This is a genomic window from Bacillus pfraonensis, from assembly GCF_050768835.1.
Taxonomy (GTDB): domain Bacteria; phylum Bacillota; class Bacilli; order Bacillales; family Bacillaceae_G; genus Bacillus_A; species Bacillus_A pfraonensis.
The window spans coordinates 19,691-36,841 of the sequence record NZ_JAHCDO010000024.1; the positions used below are offsets into that span (position 1 = coordinate 19,691).

Consider the following 17,151-nt stretch of genomic DNA (forward strand, 5'->3'; position numbering starts at 1 on the left):
AGCATAATTTCTTTTGCTTTGCACATTCTATTAATGATACTTCTTAGTAAGTATCATTTTACAATGAGGGGGCGTTCTTCTTGGGTAAACAATCTGAAATTTGGTCTGAGGCCAGAAATAATAACAATATCGACGGTCAACCGAAAGCAAAAGATCGTTTTGCTTCAAAAAGGCCTAACGGTACGATTAATACACACCCACAAGAACGTATGCGTGCCGCAAATCATCAGGAAGAGTAAAACAAATAGTCAGTTCTAAAGGGTTATTACGATTAACTTCCTACATGAGGTGATAAAGATGAGCTACCGTAATCATTTAGATCGTCGTTCTGAATTATTCAACCCTACCTGGGCACGTCCGAAACATGCAAAAGCGCAAGTGAATGGACAGACGCAGCAAACCCAGTCTCTCATTATTTTGGCGAATGAGATGAGAAAGCGCCAGATTTAACTGCCTATCTCCTTTAACAACTACGAAAAATGAAAACCAGAGCAGCCAAGGCTCTCTGGTTTTTTATTTCTTCTGTAATAACGAAATAGGAATACCAATTTCCTCTGTCTCATTTTGTTTACGTCCCCAAGCAAATACTCCATTGAAATACGTAATCGTAAATAATATACCCGGTTCTTCTATCAGTTCATACGTTTCACCAGTCTGAAACGCATTTATATCCGTCATATAAGCACGAGCCATTGCCATTTTTCTCATTAATACATCAAACTCATTTACTATACCAAGCTGTTCTGCCTTCACAGCCTGTTCTTTTAAGATACCAATTTCCTCTCTTAGCTCATGTGGTGTCATCTCACTATAACGTTTCGGCATATTCATCATATTCTTCTCTCATCCCTCTTCACGTTTCATTTGTAAAAATGTCTCTATCTCATCGATGGAAAATCCTTTTCGATATAATGCTTGTTTCATTTTATTTTCATATGTCCATCCATCATGCTTTTTATGCTTCTCATGATACTTATTTCCATGATATAACAACGCTTCTTGTTGTTGCGTTTCATCCTTGTCCTCTTTTAATTCTTCTAGACAAATTTGAATCACATCACGATTATATCCTTTACGGACTAACATTTCTTCTAACTTTTGTTTCATTTGTAAAAAAGAATGCTTTTGATAGGATTTTTTCTTTTTTTCCACAAGTTCAAGAGCATTTTCAATTTGCTTCTCTTTCGGATATTCTTGTAAACTATGAGTAATAATTATATCCTGGACACCTTTACCAAGAAGTTCCCTTCTAATAATAGTCGGTCCTTTTTGATTCACATTACTATGAGTTCGCACATACGAAATGGCATACTCTCTATCATTAATATAGCGATCACGTAATAATTTCGATATAACTTCAGAGATGATGGCTTGTCCAACTTCTTTTTTTCGTAAATATTCTTCTACTTCTTGTTTCGTCCGCATTTGATAGGATAAATAAGAAATTGCTTGCAAATATGCTTTTTGCACTTCTTCATTGTACAAAATATTTGCTAATTCTACTTCATCAATTTCTAAACCCTTTTGCAACCCATGCTTGATTAAGATGACTTGATTTACACTAAATCCATATTCTTCGCCTTGTCCTTTATCAATATAAATATTAAATCGTTCTTTCGTTCGCTTTTGTACTTCTATTTTTGTAATGACAGCCATATTCTTCACCTCACCACTATTTTAGCATAGTTACGAAACAAATTTGTTTTTCAGAAATATATATAATAGGGAGGAAATTTAGTTGAAGATCGCAATTTCTGGTGGAACTGGTTTTATCGGTAAAGCATTAGCTAATTTTTTAAGCCTAAAAGGATATACAATTTACATTCTCACCCGAAAAAAAAGAGAGAATCCTCTCAATTCTAACATTCACTACATTAAATGGAATACTCACTCACATAAATTTCCTCTCACTTCTATTGATGTTGTTGTAAATCTAGCTGGAGAAGCTATTAATAATGGTCGCTGGACGAAAAGACAGAAAGAAAACATTGTAGCGAGTCGTCTTCATACAACAAATAGTCTCATTAAGCAATTACAAACATTACAAAAGAAACCCCATACTTTTATTAACGCTAGCGCAATTGGCTATTATGGTACATCTGAAACAAAAATCTTTACAGAACAGAACAAAGAAAATGGCAGTGACTTTTTAGCAACCACAGTAAAACTCTGGGAAGAAGCAGCATCTAAAGCAACTTCTCTCGGAATTCGAACCGTCTATACCCGCTTTGGAATTGTTTTAGGAAAAGATGGTGGTGCCCTTCCTAAAATGTTGCTCCCTTACAAATTATTTATTGGTGGGACAATTGGTTCAGGTAATCAATGGCTATCTTGGATTCATCTAGATGATGTCATTCGTATGATTGATTTTGCAATAACCACAAAAGAAATAGAAGGCCCTCTTAACATTACGGCTCCACATCCTACAACAATGAAAGAGTTCGGAAAGGTGCTTTCAACTGTCATGCATCGCCCACATTGGTTTCCCGTTCCAGCATTTGCACTACATGCTTTACTTGGAGAAATGAGTATGCTTGTGTTACAAGGACAACATGTATTGCCTAACAAAGCAATGCAGCATGGATACCAATATTCTTTTCCCACATTAAAGCATGCATTACAAAATATTATATTGCATACACTGTAGTACTTCTGAAATACGCTCATTAAGATTGTTCAATTTAAAAGTTATGAGCCACTGGAAATGAGGTCTCTATGAAAACGCTATTTAAGCAAGCCACTGTATACCCTATTACTTCTTCTAAATTTCAAGGAGATGTATTAGTTAAAAACAATCAAATCACTGCAGTAAAACCAAATATTGAGCCAACTCAAGACATGACTGTTATCGATGCAAGAGCACTTCACCTTTTACCAGGATTTATCGATGTGCATACTCACCTTGGACTATACGATGAAGGGACTGGATGGGCTGGAAATGATGCTAATGAAACGTCCGAAGTATTAACCCCTCATATACGTTCTTTAGATGGTATCCATCCTTTTGATATCGCTTTTCAAGATGCAGTTCAAAGTGGCGTTACAACTGCCCATGTTATGCCTGGAAGTCAAAATATTATTGGCGGAACAACATGTGTGATTAAAACTGCTGGAATGTGTATCGATCATATGATTATTCAAGAACCTGCTGGATTAAAAATTGCATTTGGAGAAAACCCAAAACGAGTTCATAGTAATGGTACAAAGGAATCAATTACTCGTATGGGGATTATGGGATTACTTCGTGAATCCTTTTACGAAGCACAACATTATGGAAATGAAGCAGATTTTCGAATGCTTCCTATTCTAAAAGCACTGCGCCGAGAAATTCCAGTACGTATGCATGCTCACCGGGCAGATGACATTCTTTCCGCTCTTCGCTTCGCAAAAGAATTTAATCTTGATTTACGTATTGAACACTGTACAGAAGGACACTTTATTGCAAAAGAACTTGCTAACCAAAACTTAAAAATATGTGTCGGTCCGACATTAACACGCCGATCAAAAATTGAATTAAAAAACAAATCATGGGATACGTACCATATTCTATCCAAGCATGGGATAGAAGTTTCTATTACAACAGACCATCCCTATACTCCAATTCAGTATTTAAATGTTTGTGCAGCCATCGCAGTCAGGGAAGGATTAGATGAAAAAACCGCATTAGAAGGAATTACAATCACTCCCGCCCGAAACTTACGTTTAGAGAAAAGGATTGGAAGTATTGAGGTTGGAAAAGATGCCGATCTTGTATTATGGACCCATCACCCATTTCATTATTTAGCCAAACCCATACTAACTATGATTGACGGAAAAATAATTTACAAAAAAAATAAAAAAAACTAGTTTATTTTTTTGACTAGATAAAGTATTATACGATTATAAACTGAATGAAACCATAATCAATTTGTGTCGTGATTATTCATTTCAAATTGATGAATGGGGAAGGCAAATGGTGCGCCACCAGCGTTATAGACTGGTTCTAGTGGGTTCGATTCCCACCCCGAAATTTTTTAAAGATTGATATAAAAATTTCGAGGGTGGGGTGTTTTTTCGTCATGCTACCCTCATGTGAGGAGGAGTTAGTATGTTAAAAAAACGCGACTTACACGACAGCCACGTTCTATACGATTTAATGGTGGATCCAGCTGTCTTCCCTTTTGTGCGTCAAAAGGCTTATTCGTATGAAGAATTTCTATTTTTAACAAAACAAACAATTGAGGCTGAAGAACGTGGTGAATTAATCTCACGTACCATTTTAGATGAATGGGGAAACCCTATCGGCACAATTACTTTATTTGATGTGCAAGAAAAAGCTGGATTTCTTGGTACATGGCTAGGAAAACCTTATCATGGCAAAGGATATAATAAACTAGCAAAAGATGCTTTTTTCAGCGAGCTTTTCTATGAATTAGATATCGAAACAATCTTTATGCGCATTCGCAAAGTAAATATTCGTTCGATAAAAGCAGCTGAAAAACTATCATATGTAAACCTAGCAAATGAAACTAGAAAAGCTGTTTATGATCAAATTAACGCAATCGAAGAAGTATATAACTTATATGAAATTCCAAAGGATCAATATACCCTTTCTACAATGCGCGACACTACATTCCAAGATACACATCATTTAAAAGAAGCGTAATAATATATATCCATTTTAATTTTCGGACATATAGCATGAGCCTAAACCTCTCCATGAGCGGATACTCTCACACCTAAAAGGAATGGTTGTATGTCGGTCTTTCAATGCGTATTTATATAATTATAAAATGAATATACTTGTTGATTATGTATATCTCCTTGTGTCATTGGAAACGATAGGTAATAACTTTATGACACGAGGTGATCTGTAATGGATAGAAAGAAACGTGAAAAAGCAAGAAATACATTAAATAGTACACAAGAGGTTCTTTATCAGCGAGAGTTTCGCAGAGCGGATCGCGCAGCAGGATATCGTCCTAAAGGTGTGTAATTATAAAGTGAAACTTGAGGGATTTTTTACTCCCTCCTATCAAATTTATACAGATTAAAGATTTACTCCTTATATAATAAGGAGTATTTTTGTGGAAAACTTTATCCACAGAATTAATAGAATTGTGTATAAATTTAACGATTATTGAGGATAGATATGTATTTAATCACATATAATCCACTTAATTTGTGGATATTTTTTCAGAAAATTGTGGATTATGTGGATATCATTGTTAATATTCTGATTTTACCTTCTATTGAGAGCGTATTCTTTTGTGGATAACATAACAAAAACCCTCTTTCAAACAAAAAGAGGGTTTCACATTACGTAAAAGATTGAGCAAGAGCTGGAGATTTCATTGGCATGTGATTAGATTGTGCATGATTCTCTTCTAAAATTGTATCAACAATATGAGAGGCTGGTTCTGGACGATAAATGCTTCTCATCGCTTCTTTCATTTGTAAAAGCTTCATGTCATCTTCTAACAACGCTTTCGTTTTCACAAAAATCTCAGCATCTTCACGAACTACAACTGCTGCTCCTTTTTTCTCAAAATATAGTGCATTTTCATTTTCTTGTCCTGGTACAGGTTTGTATAAAATGACAGGTACTTGTAAAGCTGCTGCTTCACTTAATGTGATGCCTCCCGGCTTCGTAATCATACAAGAAGTGACACGGAATAACTCATCGATGTTTTCTACATAGCCAAATACTTTTAGTACTTCAGGATCCTGTTCCTGCAGTACTAACAATTCCTGTTTGAGAGCATCATTTTTTCCGCACACAACAGCTACTTGCAGATTAGGCACTGACATAAATGATTGGCATAATTCCTTTACATTTCCTAATACACCATGAGCCCCTGCTACAATAAGCAAAATCTTTTTCTCTCGAGATAACTGATATTTATTATATATAAGTTCTGAATTCATAGTTAACTCGAAGTTTCTACGAATCGGAATCCCTGTTTCCACAATTTGCTCTGAAGGCACACCGATTTCAACCATTACTTTTTTCACATGATCTGTTGCGACAAAATAACGATCTACTTCACGATGAATCCATATTTTATGCAAACAGAAATCTGTTAGCACATTATAAACAGGAATTGAAAAACCTGTTTGTTTTTTCAATTCTGGTACGGCAATAATCGGAAATGTATTAATAACAATGTCTGGTTTTTCCGCATGCAAGAGTGCTTTTAAACGCTTTCTCCCAAAGTTTGCATACCACGATGCGATTTTTTTATCATAAATTTTCTCTACACCGTAATAAAACAAACGATATAACTCTTTACCTATTGTATAACTTTTTAAATATAGATATTTTGTAATGTCCGTTATGACCGGATGTGATTCTCCAAATAGATCACAAACAATCACATCTTCAATTCCTTTTTGACGAAATGTTTGTTCTAATGTTTTTGCTACTTGCACATGACCATTACCGTAATGTGCAGTTAATATTAAAACCTTGGGGTTTTTTATCAAACAAATCCACTCCTAGCTTTTTCGCTTTCCCGTATTGCATATACGACAATAGGAAAAACATTTTCCTAAAAAAAATTACATGTTTGGATTCCAACACTTTCATGTTAGCTATGTACCTGTCGTGGATATGCAAAGCATATAAGATTGACCCCTTAATCCTATCTGTGCTCATATCTTTATATTATACTTTCCTATAAGAGCTTTCGCAATAACTTACAAATGATCATACTTCATGATACTCGCCCTGCTACTTCTTAATTCTTGTTACTATTTGGTTTTCCCTTTACAATTATGTAAATTTATCCTCTTATTTCTTTACAAAAATATGGATATTCTACTTTCAGTATACTCTTTTCTTCAGATATACTCTAGATTTTATGAAAAGAAAACAAAAAGTCTAATCCATTTGGATTAGACTGCTTGTAAAATATTTTTTGCATTTTGAACATTTTTTTCTGTTGGAGGTTCTACACCTTCAAGAGGATACTTATGTCCAAGGGCTTCCCATTTATATACACCAAGCTTATGATATGGTAAGACTTCTACTTTCTTTACGTTAGAAAGACTTTGAATGAAGTTAGATAATCTCTGCAAATCTTCTTCACTATCAGTAACACCTGGAACTAATACGTGTCTCACCCAAATTGTTTTTTGTTTATTAGATAAATAACGAGCAAATTGTAAAATGTGTTCGTTCGTTTTACCAGTTAATTTACGGTGCTTTTTAGAATCGATATGTTTTAAATCTAATAATACTAAATCTGTATAGTCCATTAAAATATCTAGTTTTCTTTGGAACTCTGGTTCTTCAGAATAGCAACCGCCTGAAGAATCAATTGTCGTATGAATTCCGATTTCTTTACATTTCTTAAATAACTCAATTAAAAAATCTAACTGCAGTAAAGGTTCCCCACCACTCACTGTGATGCCGCCTCCGGAAGCTTCAATAAAGGGAAGGTAACATGTAACATCCTGCATCACTTCTTCAACTGTTATTTCTTTTCCTTTACCAATTTCCCACGTATCAGCATTATGACAATATTGACAGCGTAATAAACATCCTTGTGTAAATATGACATAACGAATTCCTGGGCCATCAACAGTACCACAAGATTCTACAGAATGAATTCTTCCTTTTACCATGTTACTTCCTCCTTTATTGAAACAGCTTCCCTCTGCTTTTTTATTAAAAGCAGAAGGAAACTCTTTACTTACATGCTTTCATGCATTGTACGATTAATTACATCAATTTGTTGTTCACGAGTTAATTTAATAAAGTTAACAGCGTAACCAGATACTCGAATTGTTAATTGTGGATATTTTTCAGGATGTTCCATTGCATCCATTAATGTTTCACGATTAAATACGTTAATATTTAAGTGATGTCCTTCTTTCACTGCATATCCATCAAGCATAGATACTAAGTTGCGAATTTGTACATCATCTTCCTTACCAAGTGCTTTTGGAATAATTGAAAATGTATTAGAAATACCATCTTGTGCATCTTCATATGGTAATTTTGCAACAGATAATAGTGATGCTAGTGCACCTTTTGTATCACGTCCATGCATAGGGTTTGCACCTGGCGCAAATGGTTCCCCAGTACGACGACCATCTGGAGTGTTACCTGTTTTCTTACCATATACAACATTAGATGTAATAGTTAAAATTGACATGGTATGAACAGAATTACGGTATGTTTTATGTTTACGAAGCTTGTTCATAAATGTTTTTACAAGGTTTACTGCGATTTCATCTACACGGTCATCATTGTTACCGTATTTGGGGAAATCTCCTTCAATTTCAAAGTCAACTGCAATCCCGTTTTCATCACGAATTGGCTTTACTTTCGCATATTTAATTGCACTTAAAGAGTCAGCTACTACAGATAATCCTGCGATACCTGTTGCCATTGTACGAAGAACATTCGTATCATGAAGTGCCATCTCAATACGTTCATAGCTGTATTTATCATGCATATAATGAATTACATTTAATGTATTTAGGTATAAACCTGCTAGCCATTCCATTGTCATATCAAATTTATGCATTACTTCTTCATAATCTAATACTTCAGCAGTAATTGGTGCATATTCAGGTCCAACTTGTGCTTTTGATTTTTCGTCTTTACCACCATTAATCGCATATAATAATGCTTTCGCTAAGTTTGCACGTGCTCCGAAGAATTGCATTTGTTTGCCAATTCTCATTGCAGATACACAGCATGCAATACCATAGTCATCGCCATATTCCGGACGCATAATATCATCATTTTCATATTGAATTGCAGATGTATGAATAGACATTTTCGCACAGTAGTTTTTAAATTTCTGTGGTAGTTGTTTAGACCAAAGAACTGTTAAATTTGGTTCTGGTGCTGGTCCTAAATTATCTAATGTATGCAAGAAACGGAATGAATTTTTCGTTACTAATGGACGACCATCAAGTGCAATACCACCAATAGATTCAGTTACCCAAGTTGGATCACCGGAGAATAATTCATTGTAATCAGGTGTTCTTGCGAATTTTACAAGACGTAATTTCATAATGAAATGATCGACAATTTCTTGCGCTTCTTCTTCTGTTAATGTACCCTTTTCTAAATCTCTTTCAATGAAGATATCTAAAAATGTAGAAGTACGACCTAGGCTCATTGCTGCCCCGTTTTGCTCTTTAATCGCTGCAAGATAAGCGAAATATAACCATTGGAATGCTTCTTGTGCATTTGTTGCTGGTTTAGAAATATCAAAACCATGAGAAGCTGCCATTTGTTTTAATTCTTGCAGTGCGCGAATTTGTTCAGATAGCTCTTCACGTAAACGCATTGTATCTTCGCTCATTACACCGCCAGTTAAATTCAAATCTGCTTTTTTCGCTTCAATTAAATGATCTACACCGTATAACGCTACGCGGCGATAGTCACCGATAATACGCCCACGGCCATATGCATCTGGAAGACCAGTAATAACACCTGATTTACGAGCCGCTCTCATTTCCGGTGTATATGCATCGAATACACCTTGGTTATGCGTTTTACGCCAATCTCTGAAAATACGACTAAGTTCTTTATCCATTTCATATCCATAAGCTTCACAAGCTTGCTCTGCCATACGAATACCACCGTATGGTTGTAAAGAACGTTTAAATGGTTTATCTGTTTGGAAACCAACTACTTTTTCAGTATCTTTATTTAAATATCCAGGACCGTGAGATGTAATAGAAGAAACAATGCTTGTATCCATATCAAGGACGCCGCCATTATCACGTTCTTGTTTCGTTAAATCCATTACTTGATTCCAAAGTTGTTTTGTTGCTTCTGTTGCTCCCGCTAAGAAAGATTCGTCCCCTTCGTAAACGTTTACATTATTTAAAATGAAATCACGAACATCAATCTCTGCTTTCCATTTTTCACCTTTAAAGTTTGTCCATGCATTTTTTACAGTTTCTAATACTTGAGTCATCCTAATCTCCTCCATTTTTGATTAGTACAGGACTAAGATTTTTTATATAACAGCTTACACATTTAGAATACTACTTTTTTGAAAAAGCGAACGAGATAGTTGTGACATGTTTGTGAAATATTGAGCAAATTACTATACACATAGTGTTAACTCCAATTAAAACTCTTTTAAATTAACACTTTCCTTAATTGTATTTTTTTGGTATCCTTATAAATGAATCCTATTCTGTGGTATAAAGAGTCATACCCATTTCAAACTGTAATACCCTTATATCTTATTCTGTTATATTTTTTCTAAAACAGAATAGAAAGAAGTGTACCTGTTTGGTACACTTCTTTTCATAATGAATAAGATATAGCTTGTGATTAAATTAAGGCATAATCTAGAATAACGAAGATAACGTTTTAGATGTTTTTAATTTTTCAAAGTTATAATTGCAGCCACAGCGTAATATATCGCTGATTCTAATTCCGCATGTTCCGCTACAGATACTGTAATAAGTGATCCTCCACTTGCTGAGAAATATTGAACCGCTTCTAATGGAATGCCATCCTCTTTCACATCGATATAAGTGCCATCTTGCCATTTCCCCTGTTGCAATGTCGCAGATAAATCTCCTGTTACTTTCCCAATCTCTTTTCCTTCAACTGATAAGAAGCACCATTCCCATCTTGTTAAACTTAACAATTGATTGATTTCCCCAATTTTCTCTCCCATTAAGCTATAAAAGGTATATGAGTTTCGTACACCTCTTTTTTTCTTGATTACTAACAGCTCTTCTCCTAATTCATTGAATAAATAAAATTGTTGCTCATACATTCCTTTAAAGAAAAAGGATAAGATACTTTTCCATATCGTTTGAATCTGGGAATCATACTTTTCTTTGAGCATCCCCATTGTATTTCCATCTAGTCCAAAGTATGTAATTGTCGTAAAAAAATTAGTTTCCCTACGAACGACAAACCTCCGCTGATCCAACAATAGAGAGCTTTCTTTATCTTGAATGATTCTTTCTATTTTTTTCGCTCTGCTTCTTTCTATCAAACTATAAATCAGGAACATACATGCTGGTAATACAACACTTATTACTTTCAGATTCTCCTTTTCTGAACTAAAAAGTGTTCCGCTTTGATATTCCACTACAAATCCAATCATGATAATAATCCATACAATAATAGCTAAATATAAAGTTCGTCTCGCATTTCGTGCATGGTGCTTATGAATACTCATAACATCACCCTTCTCCCCATTTTTTCCATTATCTCAATAAATATATCCTTCCTCAACTCGTAAAAAAGAGACTACCCCCAAGGATAATCTCTTACACTTCAATATGCTGTAGCATTGTGTAAATATCATTATTAAGCGTACCAAATGATTTAATGTTATTTTGAATATTAGATAATAAAATAACATACACATTCCCACTTCTACTAAATCCATTTAAGCAATTCCATCCAGGCATTACACCGTGATTAGAGTAACTTCCCGGATTTACATACCAACCAAATCCATAATCTTTTTTAAATGCTGTAAACATTTGATTATAGCTTTCTTTAGATATTAGCTTCCCAGAAAATAGCGCTTCATTAAATAAATATAAATCATTTGCACTCGTATATATATCACCATTTCCATATAATTGTGACATATTTGGAATAGCAGGAACTGTCATATTATTATTTACAACCTTGTAACCAGTCGACGGATACTTTGTTTTCTCTAATTCCGTTCCGAAACCTGATTGTTTCATCCCTACAACATCAAAAATATGTTGTTTAATATACTCTTCTAACGGTTGCCCGCTAACTTTTTCAACGATGTAACCAAGTATTGAGTAATTTGAATCCGAATACTTCCATTTTTCACCTGGATTAAATAAACGTTTTTGCTGCCCAATTCGCTTCAACAATTCCTCATGAGAAATATCATCTTCTCCTGCCTCATATTCAGGAATTCCTGATGTGTGTGTCAATAGATGAACTAACTTTACTTCGTTACCCCTCGGAAAATCAGGAATATATTTTGCTATTGTATCCTCTGTTTGAATTTTATTTTGATCTTTTAGCTGCATAATCGCTGTAGCTACAAATGCCTTTGAAATTGAACCAATATAAAATGTTGTTTGTGAATTATTCGGTATTTTTTTCTCCTGATTTGCCATCCCGTATCCCTTATTTAAAAGTACTTTACCATTTTTCACAACAACTGCTGTTCCACTAAAATTTTTGCTCTTTAAATACTCATCTAACTCAGCATTCTCATTAACTTCTTGTGGCGGTTCTTCGACAGGTTTTTCCGCAGCCTTGGCTTGCTGCGTGTCTTCTAGAGGTTGTTCTGATGGTTTTTGTTCTGATGGCTTTTGTTCTGATGGTTTTTGTTCTGATGGTTTTTGTTCCGTTTCTTTCTTTACTTCTGTCGTTGCTTTTAACGTATTCTCTTTTTTAGTATGTGCAGTAATTTTTGTATATCCGAAATATACAAGCGAAAACAATACAATGAGAATGACCGTTCTTTTTATGTATGTAATCGGTCGACGAGCTCTCATACTGACACTATCTTTTTCTTCATTCATGGTTCTTTTTTCCCCTTATTCACCAATAATTTAATCACTTCATAAAAAAGTATGACCTCTAAATTTTCCTAACTAATGGAAATTTCATTTTATATCATCCTTACTTTATCATGTGACGAACATATTACCAACAAATATGTACAAAAAAGGAAAAAGAAAATTTTCAAAAGTAAGATTGGCGATAAAAATTCTATAAAAAAGAGGATGCCCTCAAAAAGGGCGATTTTATCAACCTTTTTGAACATCCTCTTTCACCATTATTTATACATGTTTTTTCATATCATCAGCTACAGATTCAACGTTTGTACCTACGATAACCTGTACGCTTGTGTTACTTAATTTCATAACACCTTTTGCACCAGCACGTTTTAATGCTGGTTCATTTACTAAGTTTGCATCCTTCACTTGTAGGCGCAGACGAGTTGCACAGTTATCAATAACTGTTAAGTTGTCTTTTCCGCCTAATGCCGCAACATAAGTTTCACCAATAGAACCTGCAACTGGAGCATCTCCCTCTTCAGCTAACTCTTCGTCATCTTCACGACCTGGAGTTTTCAAGTTGAATTTCTTAATTAAGAAATAGAATACTACGAAGTAAATTGCTGCATAGATTAAACCAATTCCCGCTAATAATAACGGTTTTGTTGCAATACCGAAGTTTAAGAAGTAATCAATCGCACCGGCACTAAATGAGAATCCATCATGAATGCCAAGCGTTGTAGTAACAAATAATGAAATACCTGTTAATACAGCATGAATACCGTATAATACTGGAGATAAGAACATGAATGAGAATTCAATTGGTTCTGTAATACCAGTTAAGAATGAAGTTAAGGCAAGACCACCTAACATACCTGTAACCATTTTACGTTTTTCTGGTTTAGCTGCTGCAATCATTGCAAAACATGCTGCTGGTAAACCGAACATCATGATTGGGAAGAAACCAGTCATAAACATACCAGCTGATGGATCTTGTGCAAAGAAGCGTGCAATATCACCATGAACAACATCGCCGGCTGCATTTGTAAAGTCACCAAGTACAAACCAGAAATATGTGTTCATTACATGGTGTAAACCAATTGGAATTAGTAGACGGTTTAATAAACCGAATAACCCTGCACCAATTGCCTCTAAGTTTACAATGCCGTGTGCTACTGCATCAATACCACTTTGGATTGTTGGCCAAATTTGACCGAATACCAATCCTAGAAGAAGCATAACAATAGAAGTAATAATTGGTACAAAACGTTTTCCTGCAAAGAACCCTAACCATTCTGGTAATTTGATTTTATGGAACTTGTTATATAATAATCCAGCAACAACCCCAGCAATAATACCGCCTAGTATGGCCATATTTATCTTTGGCGTTAACGCTGCCGCTTTTGAAACTTTTGTCATTGTATCCGCTAACTTACTTGGATCAACTGATCCTAATAAGTCTTGAACACCTTTTAATTTATCATTTAGCTCTGCAGCAGAATACCCTTTACTTAATGTATCAGTTGTATTCTTCATAACTAAATAACCAATCGCGCCTGCAAGACCTGCAGCACCACTACCATCAACCGACAAACCGATTGCAACACCAATTGCAAAAATAAGTGCTAAGTTATCAAAGATTGCTGCACCGGCCTGTGCCATAACAGGGATATCGAACACGTCTGGTTGTCCTAAACGAAGCAATAATCCTGCTGCTGGTAGCACTGCGATTGGAAGCATTAATGCTTTACCAATACGTTGTAAAAACTGCAACATTGTAATTCCTCCTATTCAATTTATGAAATCGTTACCATTATAAATACGTTTAGAAAACGCTTTCTATCACATAATCATAATAACATATAGTTGTATAGATGTGTAGTTTTTATTTATGAACTTTTTATGGATATCTTTTCTATTTCCAAACTGTTATATAAAAGGAAAATTCTCCTTTCAATTAATGACTTAAATAAAAAAATGAGGACGAAATATATAACCATTTTGATTTTTTAACATGTAGTCCACTACTCCACAGAACAAACAAATGACCCGCTTTCGTTTTCTCTCTGTGTTTTTTGCATGGGGTAGGGAAAAGCTCTGAACGCTTCTATGTGTGGCCCGATCCTCTCTCCTACCTAAAAAAGGTTTTATATCTATTTTTCAATTTGTCTTCAAGATAAAAGTTTCATTTTATCATTCCACTTTTTCATGTTATTATTTATTTCCGAGTTTATTGGGAAACGTAAACTTAGTGAAAAAGGAACAGGAGTGTTGGTATTATGCAGTGCATCGAGACAAACAACTTACAACAGTTGCTAGAACAAGTAAAACCCTATACAAAAAAAGGGAAACTTGCTACTTATATCCCCGAACTAGGAAATGCAAATCCAGACGATTTAGGGATTGCTATCTACCATAAAGAGACCGAATACGTCCATGCTGGTAACTCGCAGACACTTTTTACTCTTCAAAGTATTTCAAAGGTAATCACACTCGCCCTTGCACTTTTAGATTGTGGTGAAGAATATGTATTCTCTAAAGTTGGAATGGAACCAACTGGTGACCCATTTAATTCTATTATTAAGCTAGAAACAACTAGTCCTTCTAAACCTCTTAATCCAATGATTAACGCAGGCGCGTTAGCTATTACAAGTATGCTTACAGGAGATAGTAACGAAGAGAAGATGGAACGAATTCTTTGCTTTGTACGTGATATTACAGACAATCCTACAATTAACTACTCTTCCAAAGTAGCCATCTCTGAACTAGAAACTGCTTACTTAAATCGCTCTCTTTGCTACTATATGAAGCAAAACGGCATCATTGATGGTAATATCGAAGAATTAATGGACTTATACACACGCCAATGTGCAATTGAAGTAACTTGCATTGATTTAGCACGTATTGGTTTAATTTTTGCAATGGATGGCTACGATCCATATAAGAAAAAACAAATCATCCCAAAACATATCACAAAAATTTGTAAAACGTTTATGGTGACTTGCGGCATGTACAATGAATCTGGAGAATTTGCGATTCGTGTTGGAATCCCCGCAAAAAGTGGTGTTGCTGGTGGGATCTTCGGCTGCGTCAAAGGAGAAATGGGCATCGGTATTTTCGGACCAGCTCTAGATGCAAATGGAAATAGTATCGCTGGATTTAAAATATTGGAATTACTTTCTGCTCAAGAAGGTTGGAGTATTTTTTAAAAAGGGTTCCTAATGACGATTTTCGTCATTATTTATAATTAAATTTCAAATTCCAACAAATAAAAAAGTTATCCTCCCCCACTTCGATAGGATAACTTTTTTTATTATGCATATTTGCTCCCCCTTCCCGAATAATATAGTACAACCTAACGCTATACGGTGGAGGTGTAAAAGAAATGAAACTCATTTTTCAAATGGAGGAACAACCTGTCCTAGAGAAAACCATTCTTCTTTTTATACTTAGTATTGTAGAAAGCTTAAAACTAAAAGTTGTTTCCCCCGATGAAGCTTATCGATACATATTCAATTTAGAAGTATTAGAATTATTAATGGATCGAAATATTGATGATCAAGTTCTAGAGCTTATTCATTTTGGCATGGGGCTTGAAGACATTCATCATGTCCTCCCCGAAGAACTTGAGCCAAGTATTGAAGAGTTAAAATGGCGTTGTATTCAAGTGCTTGGTGAATATGAAATGTATGAAGAATCACAACAGCTAATCGAAGATATACGGTGAAAAGCACCTGTATAGGTGCTTTAATGTTTCTTTAAGCTATTTTTATACGTTTCAATATTAACCGGCAGTTCTTCCTCTTCTAATGTATGCTCATTCACATCTTTATGAATGAATGCTCCTTTAGGCGGTTGATGATCATGCCCTTTTTTCTTATGGTCAAAAGCTTTACCACGTCCCATATTCATACCCCTTTCTTAAAGAGAAATCACTGTTAGTATGAAGAAAAGTATGTCGATATATGCAGTGGTTTGTTATATTTCCAAGGAAATACTCAAATATTGTTTCCAATCTCATTTTACATCAATTGATCGATTCCAATCAGAATCAATAAAATCCCAGCAATAATTGTTGCCCATTTTCCTAAGTATTCCGCCAAAAATTTCTTCCCTACATATGAAAAACCACTGATACATATGAAACTAAAAACTCCAGAAACAATTGCAGTCCACCAAAGATTCAAATTGGTTACTCCTGCATCAAATCCCCCAGCTATATTATTAATTGATAATGCAACACCTAGTACAAGTGCTTCAGAAAAACTAATTGTTTTGGACTTATCAAAATCAGCACTTTCTGGATTACGTAATATCCCCATAAACATATTCCCGCTCTTCTGCGTTCCATCATCTTGCTTACTTAGTAATGGCTGACATAAAACGAATACCCCAATTACACTAAGTACAATCGCTCCAATAAGATTCGCCATAAAATCTGAGATAAACAATGAAATCCAATTTCCAAAAAAGCCTGCTAATAGGGTAAAGAGAAATCCTAAAAAAGCAATGATAAAATTATTAAACCAAGAAATTCGAACCTGACGGATACCATATGCAATTCCTACACCTGCATTATCTAAATTAGAAGCAATCCCAATTAGAAAGATTGAAAATAAACTAGCCGTACTCATCAACACTCACTCCTTCTGTTCACTTTTCATTGCATAT

Annotated in this window: 18 protein-coding genes; 8 read left to right on the plus strand and 10 right to left on the minus strand. The window is 34.9% G+C overall.

All coding sequences use genetic code 11. The features are described from left to right. The first annotated feature begins 80 nt into the window (after positions 1-80). A complete protein-coding gene (locus KFD70_RS21180) occupies positions 81-239 on the plus strand; it encodes a small, acid-soluble spore protein K (RefSeq protein WP_017153990.1) in 159 nt (52 codons plus the stop codon). 58 nt (positions 240-297) lie between these two features. Next, complete coding sequence (locus KFD70_RS21185) at positions 298-450, plus strand: YpzG family protein (protein WP_000122139.1); 153 nt, start codon at positions 298-300, stop codon at positions 448-450. 63 nt (positions 451-513) lie between these two features. Here the strand turns inward: KFD70_RS21185 and KFD70_RS21190 are convergent, their stop codons facing one another. Together KFD70_RS21190 and recX are read right to left on the minus strand one after the other, a co-directional pair. Next, on the minus strand, positions 514-831 hold the full coding sequence (locus KFD70_RS21190) for a YfhH family protein (protein ID WP_336453348.1): 318 nt from the start codon (positions 829-831) through the stop codon (positions 514-516). A gap of 12 nt (positions 832-843) precedes the next feature. Continuing rightward, positions 844-1,656, minus strand: a complete 813-nt coding sequence (recX, locus tag KFD70_RS21195) for a recombination regulator RecX (protein ID WP_336453330.1) — start codon at positions 1,654-1,656, stop codon at positions 844-846. Between the two features lie 82 nt (positions 1,657-1,738). Between recX and KFD70_RS21200 the strand changes: the two genes are divergently transcribed. The 4 genes from KFD70_RS21200 (at position 1,739) to KFD70_RS21215 (ending at position 4,975) form a co-directional block, all read left to right on the plus strand. After that, positions 1,739-2,647, plus strand: a complete 909-nt coding sequence (locus tag KFD70_RS21200) for a TIGR01777 family oxidoreductase (RefSeq protein WP_336453329.1) — start codon at positions 1,739-1,741, stop codon at positions 2,645-2,647. Between the two features lie 68 nt (positions 2,648-2,715). Continuing rightward, positions 2,716-3,846: an amidohydrolase gene (locus tag KFD70_RS21205; RefSeq protein WP_431613311.1), complete on the plus strand. Its 1,131-nt coding sequence runs from the start codon at positions 2,716-2,718 to the stop codon at positions 3,844-3,846. Positions 3,847-4,087: 241 nt separating this feature from the next. Then, positions 4,088-4,645, plus strand: a complete 558-nt coding sequence (locus KFD70_RS21210; protein WP_336453327.1) for a GNAT family N-acetyltransferase — start codon at positions 4,088-4,090, stop codon at positions 4,643-4,645. A 210-nt stretch (positions 4,646-4,855) separates the two neighbouring features. Further along, positions 4,856-4,975, plus strand: a complete 120-nt coding sequence (locus KFD70_RS21215) for a YfhE family protein (RefSeq protein WP_003194890.1) — start codon at positions 4,856-4,858, stop codon at positions 4,973-4,975. Positions 4,976-5,298: 323 nt separating this feature from the next. Here KFD70_RS21215 and KFD70_RS21220 read toward each other — a convergent pair whose 3' ends face one another. From KFD70_RS21220 to nagE, 6 genes are all read right to left on the minus strand, one after another. Then, the gene (locus KFD70_RS21220; protein ID WP_336453326.1) at positions 5,299-6,465 is read right to left on the minus strand and encodes a diglucosyl diacylglycerol synthase; all 1,167 of its coding nucleotides are present in this window, start codon (positions 6,463-6,465) and stop codon (positions 5,299-5,301) included. 411 nt (positions 6,466-6,876) lie between these two features. After that, positions 6,877-7,608 (minus strand): pyruvate formate-lyase-activating protein, encoded by a 732-nt coding sequence (gene pflA / locus KFD70_RS21225; protein ID WP_336453325.1) that lies wholly within the window; start codon positions 7,606-7,608, stop codon positions 6,877-6,879. Positions 7,609-7,676: 68 nt separating this feature from the next. Further along, the gene (gene pflB, locus KFD70_RS21230; RefSeq protein ID WP_336453324.1) at positions 7,677-9,926 is read right to left on the minus strand and encodes a formate C-acetyltransferase; all 2,250 of its coding nucleotides are present in this window, start codon (positions 9,924-9,926) and stop codon (positions 7,677-7,679) included. Positions 9,927-10,340: 414 nt separating this feature from the next. Next, positions 10,341-11,156, minus strand: coding sequence for a sugar ABC transporter ATP-binding protein (locus KFD70_RS21235; RefSeq protein WP_336453323.1), 816 nt, complete (start codon positions 11,154-11,156; stop codon positions 10,341-10,343). A 91-nt stretch (positions 11,157-11,247) separates the two neighbouring features. Continuing rightward, positions 11,248-12,501 (minus strand): serine hydrolase, encoded by a 1,254-nt coding sequence (locus KFD70_RS21240; protein ID WP_336453322.1) that lies wholly within the window; start codon positions 12,499-12,501, stop codon positions 11,248-11,250. A gap of 261 nt (positions 12,502-12,762) precedes the next feature. After that, on the minus strand, positions 12,763-14,256 hold the full coding sequence (nagE, locus tag KFD70_RS21245; RefSeq protein ID WP_336453321.1) for an N-acetylglucosamine-specific PTS transporter subunit IIBC: 1,494 nt from the start codon (positions 14,254-14,256) through the stop codon (positions 12,763-12,765). Positions 14,257-14,759: 503 nt separating this feature from the next. Here nagE and glsA point away from each other — a divergent pair. Together glsA and KFD70_RS21255 are read left to right on the plus strand one after the other, a co-directional pair. Continuing rightward, positions 14,760-15,689, plus strand: coding sequence for a glutaminase A (gene glsA, locus KFD70_RS21250; RefSeq protein WP_336453320.1), 930 nt, complete (start codon positions 14,760-14,762; stop codon positions 15,687-15,689). 176 nt (positions 15,690-15,865) lie between these two features. Beyond that, positions 15,866-16,207: a DUF3969 family protein gene (locus tag KFD70_RS21255; protein ID WP_336453319.1), complete on the plus strand. Its 342-nt coding sequence runs from the start codon at positions 15,866-15,868 to the stop codon at positions 16,205-16,207. A gap of 20 nt (positions 16,208-16,227) precedes the next feature. On the opposite strand, the gene KFD70_RS21260 is transcribed toward KFD70_RS21255, so the two are convergent. Continuing rightward, the gene (locus KFD70_RS21260; RefSeq protein WP_000532411.1) at positions 16,228-16,386 is read right to left on the minus strand and encodes a hypothetical protein; all 159 of its coding nucleotides are present in this window, start codon (positions 16,384-16,386) and stop codon (positions 16,228-16,230) included. A 116-nt stretch (positions 16,387-16,502) separates the two neighbouring features. After that, a complete protein-coding gene (gene ytaF, locus KFD70_RS21265) occupies positions 16,503-17,114 on the minus strand; it encodes a sporulation membrane protein YtaF (RefSeq protein ID WP_336453318.1) in 612 nt (203 codons plus the stop codon). Positions 17,115-17,151 lie beyond the last annotated feature (37 nt).

Excerpts from the sequence above, each read along its gene's own strand:
- KFD70_RS21185 (WP_000122139.1), top strand. The coding sequence starts at position 298 with ATGAGCTACCGTAATCATTTAGATCGTCGTTCTGAATTATTCAACCCT.
- KFD70_RS21190 (WP_336453348.1), bottom strand. The coding sequence starts at position 831 with ATGAATATGCCGAAACGTTATAGTGAGATGACACCACATGAGCTAAGA.
- recX (WP_336453330.1), bottom strand. The coding sequence starts at position 1,656 with ATGGCTGTCATTACAAAAATAGAAGTACAAAAGCGAACGAAAGAACGA.
- KFD70_RS21205 (WP_431613311.1), top strand. The coding sequence starts at position 2,716 with ATGAAAACGCTATTTAAGCAAGCCACTGTATACCCTATTACTTCTTCT.
- KFD70_RS21210 (WP_336453327.1), top strand. The coding sequence starts at position 4,088 with ATGTTAAAAAAACGCGACTTACACGACAGCCACGTTCTATACGATTTA.
- KFD70_RS21215 (WP_003194890.1), top strand. The coding sequence starts at position 4,856 with ATGGATAGAAAGAAACGTGAAAAAGCAAGAAATACATTAAATAGTACA.
- pflA (WP_336453325.1), bottom strand. The coding sequence starts at position 7,608 with ATGGTAAAAGGAAGAATTCATTCTGTAGAATCTTGTGGTACTGTTGAT.
- pflB (WP_336453324.1), bottom strand. The coding sequence starts at position 9,926 with ATGACTCAAGTATTAGAAACTGTAAAAAATGCATGGACAAACTTTAAA.
- KFD70_RS21235 (WP_336453323.1), bottom strand. The coding sequence starts at position 11,156 with ATGAGTATTCATAAGCACCATGCACGAAATGCGAGACGAACTTTATAT.
- KFD70_RS21240 (WP_336453322.1), bottom strand. The coding sequence starts at position 12,501 with ATGAATGAAGAAAAAGATAGTGTCAGTATGAGAGCTCGTCGACCGATT.
- nagE (WP_336453321.1), bottom strand. The coding sequence starts at position 14,256 with ATGTTGCAGTTTTTACAACGTATTGGTAAAGCATTAATGCTTCCAATC.
- glsA (WP_336453320.1), top strand. The coding sequence starts at position 14,760 with ATGCAGTGCATCGAGACAAACAACTTACAACAGTTGCTAGAACAAGTA.
- KFD70_RS21255 (WP_336453319.1), top strand. The coding sequence starts at position 15,866 with ATGAAACTCATTTTTCAAATGGAGGAACAACCTGTCCTAGAGAAAACC.
- KFD70_RS21260 (WP_000532411.1), bottom strand. The coding sequence starts at position 16,386 with ATGGGACGTGGTAAAGCTTTTGACCATAAGAAAAAAGGGCATGATCAT.
- ytaF (WP_336453318.1), bottom strand. The coding sequence starts at position 17,114 with ATGAGTACGGCTAGTTTATTTTCAATCTTTCTAATTGGGATTGCTTCT.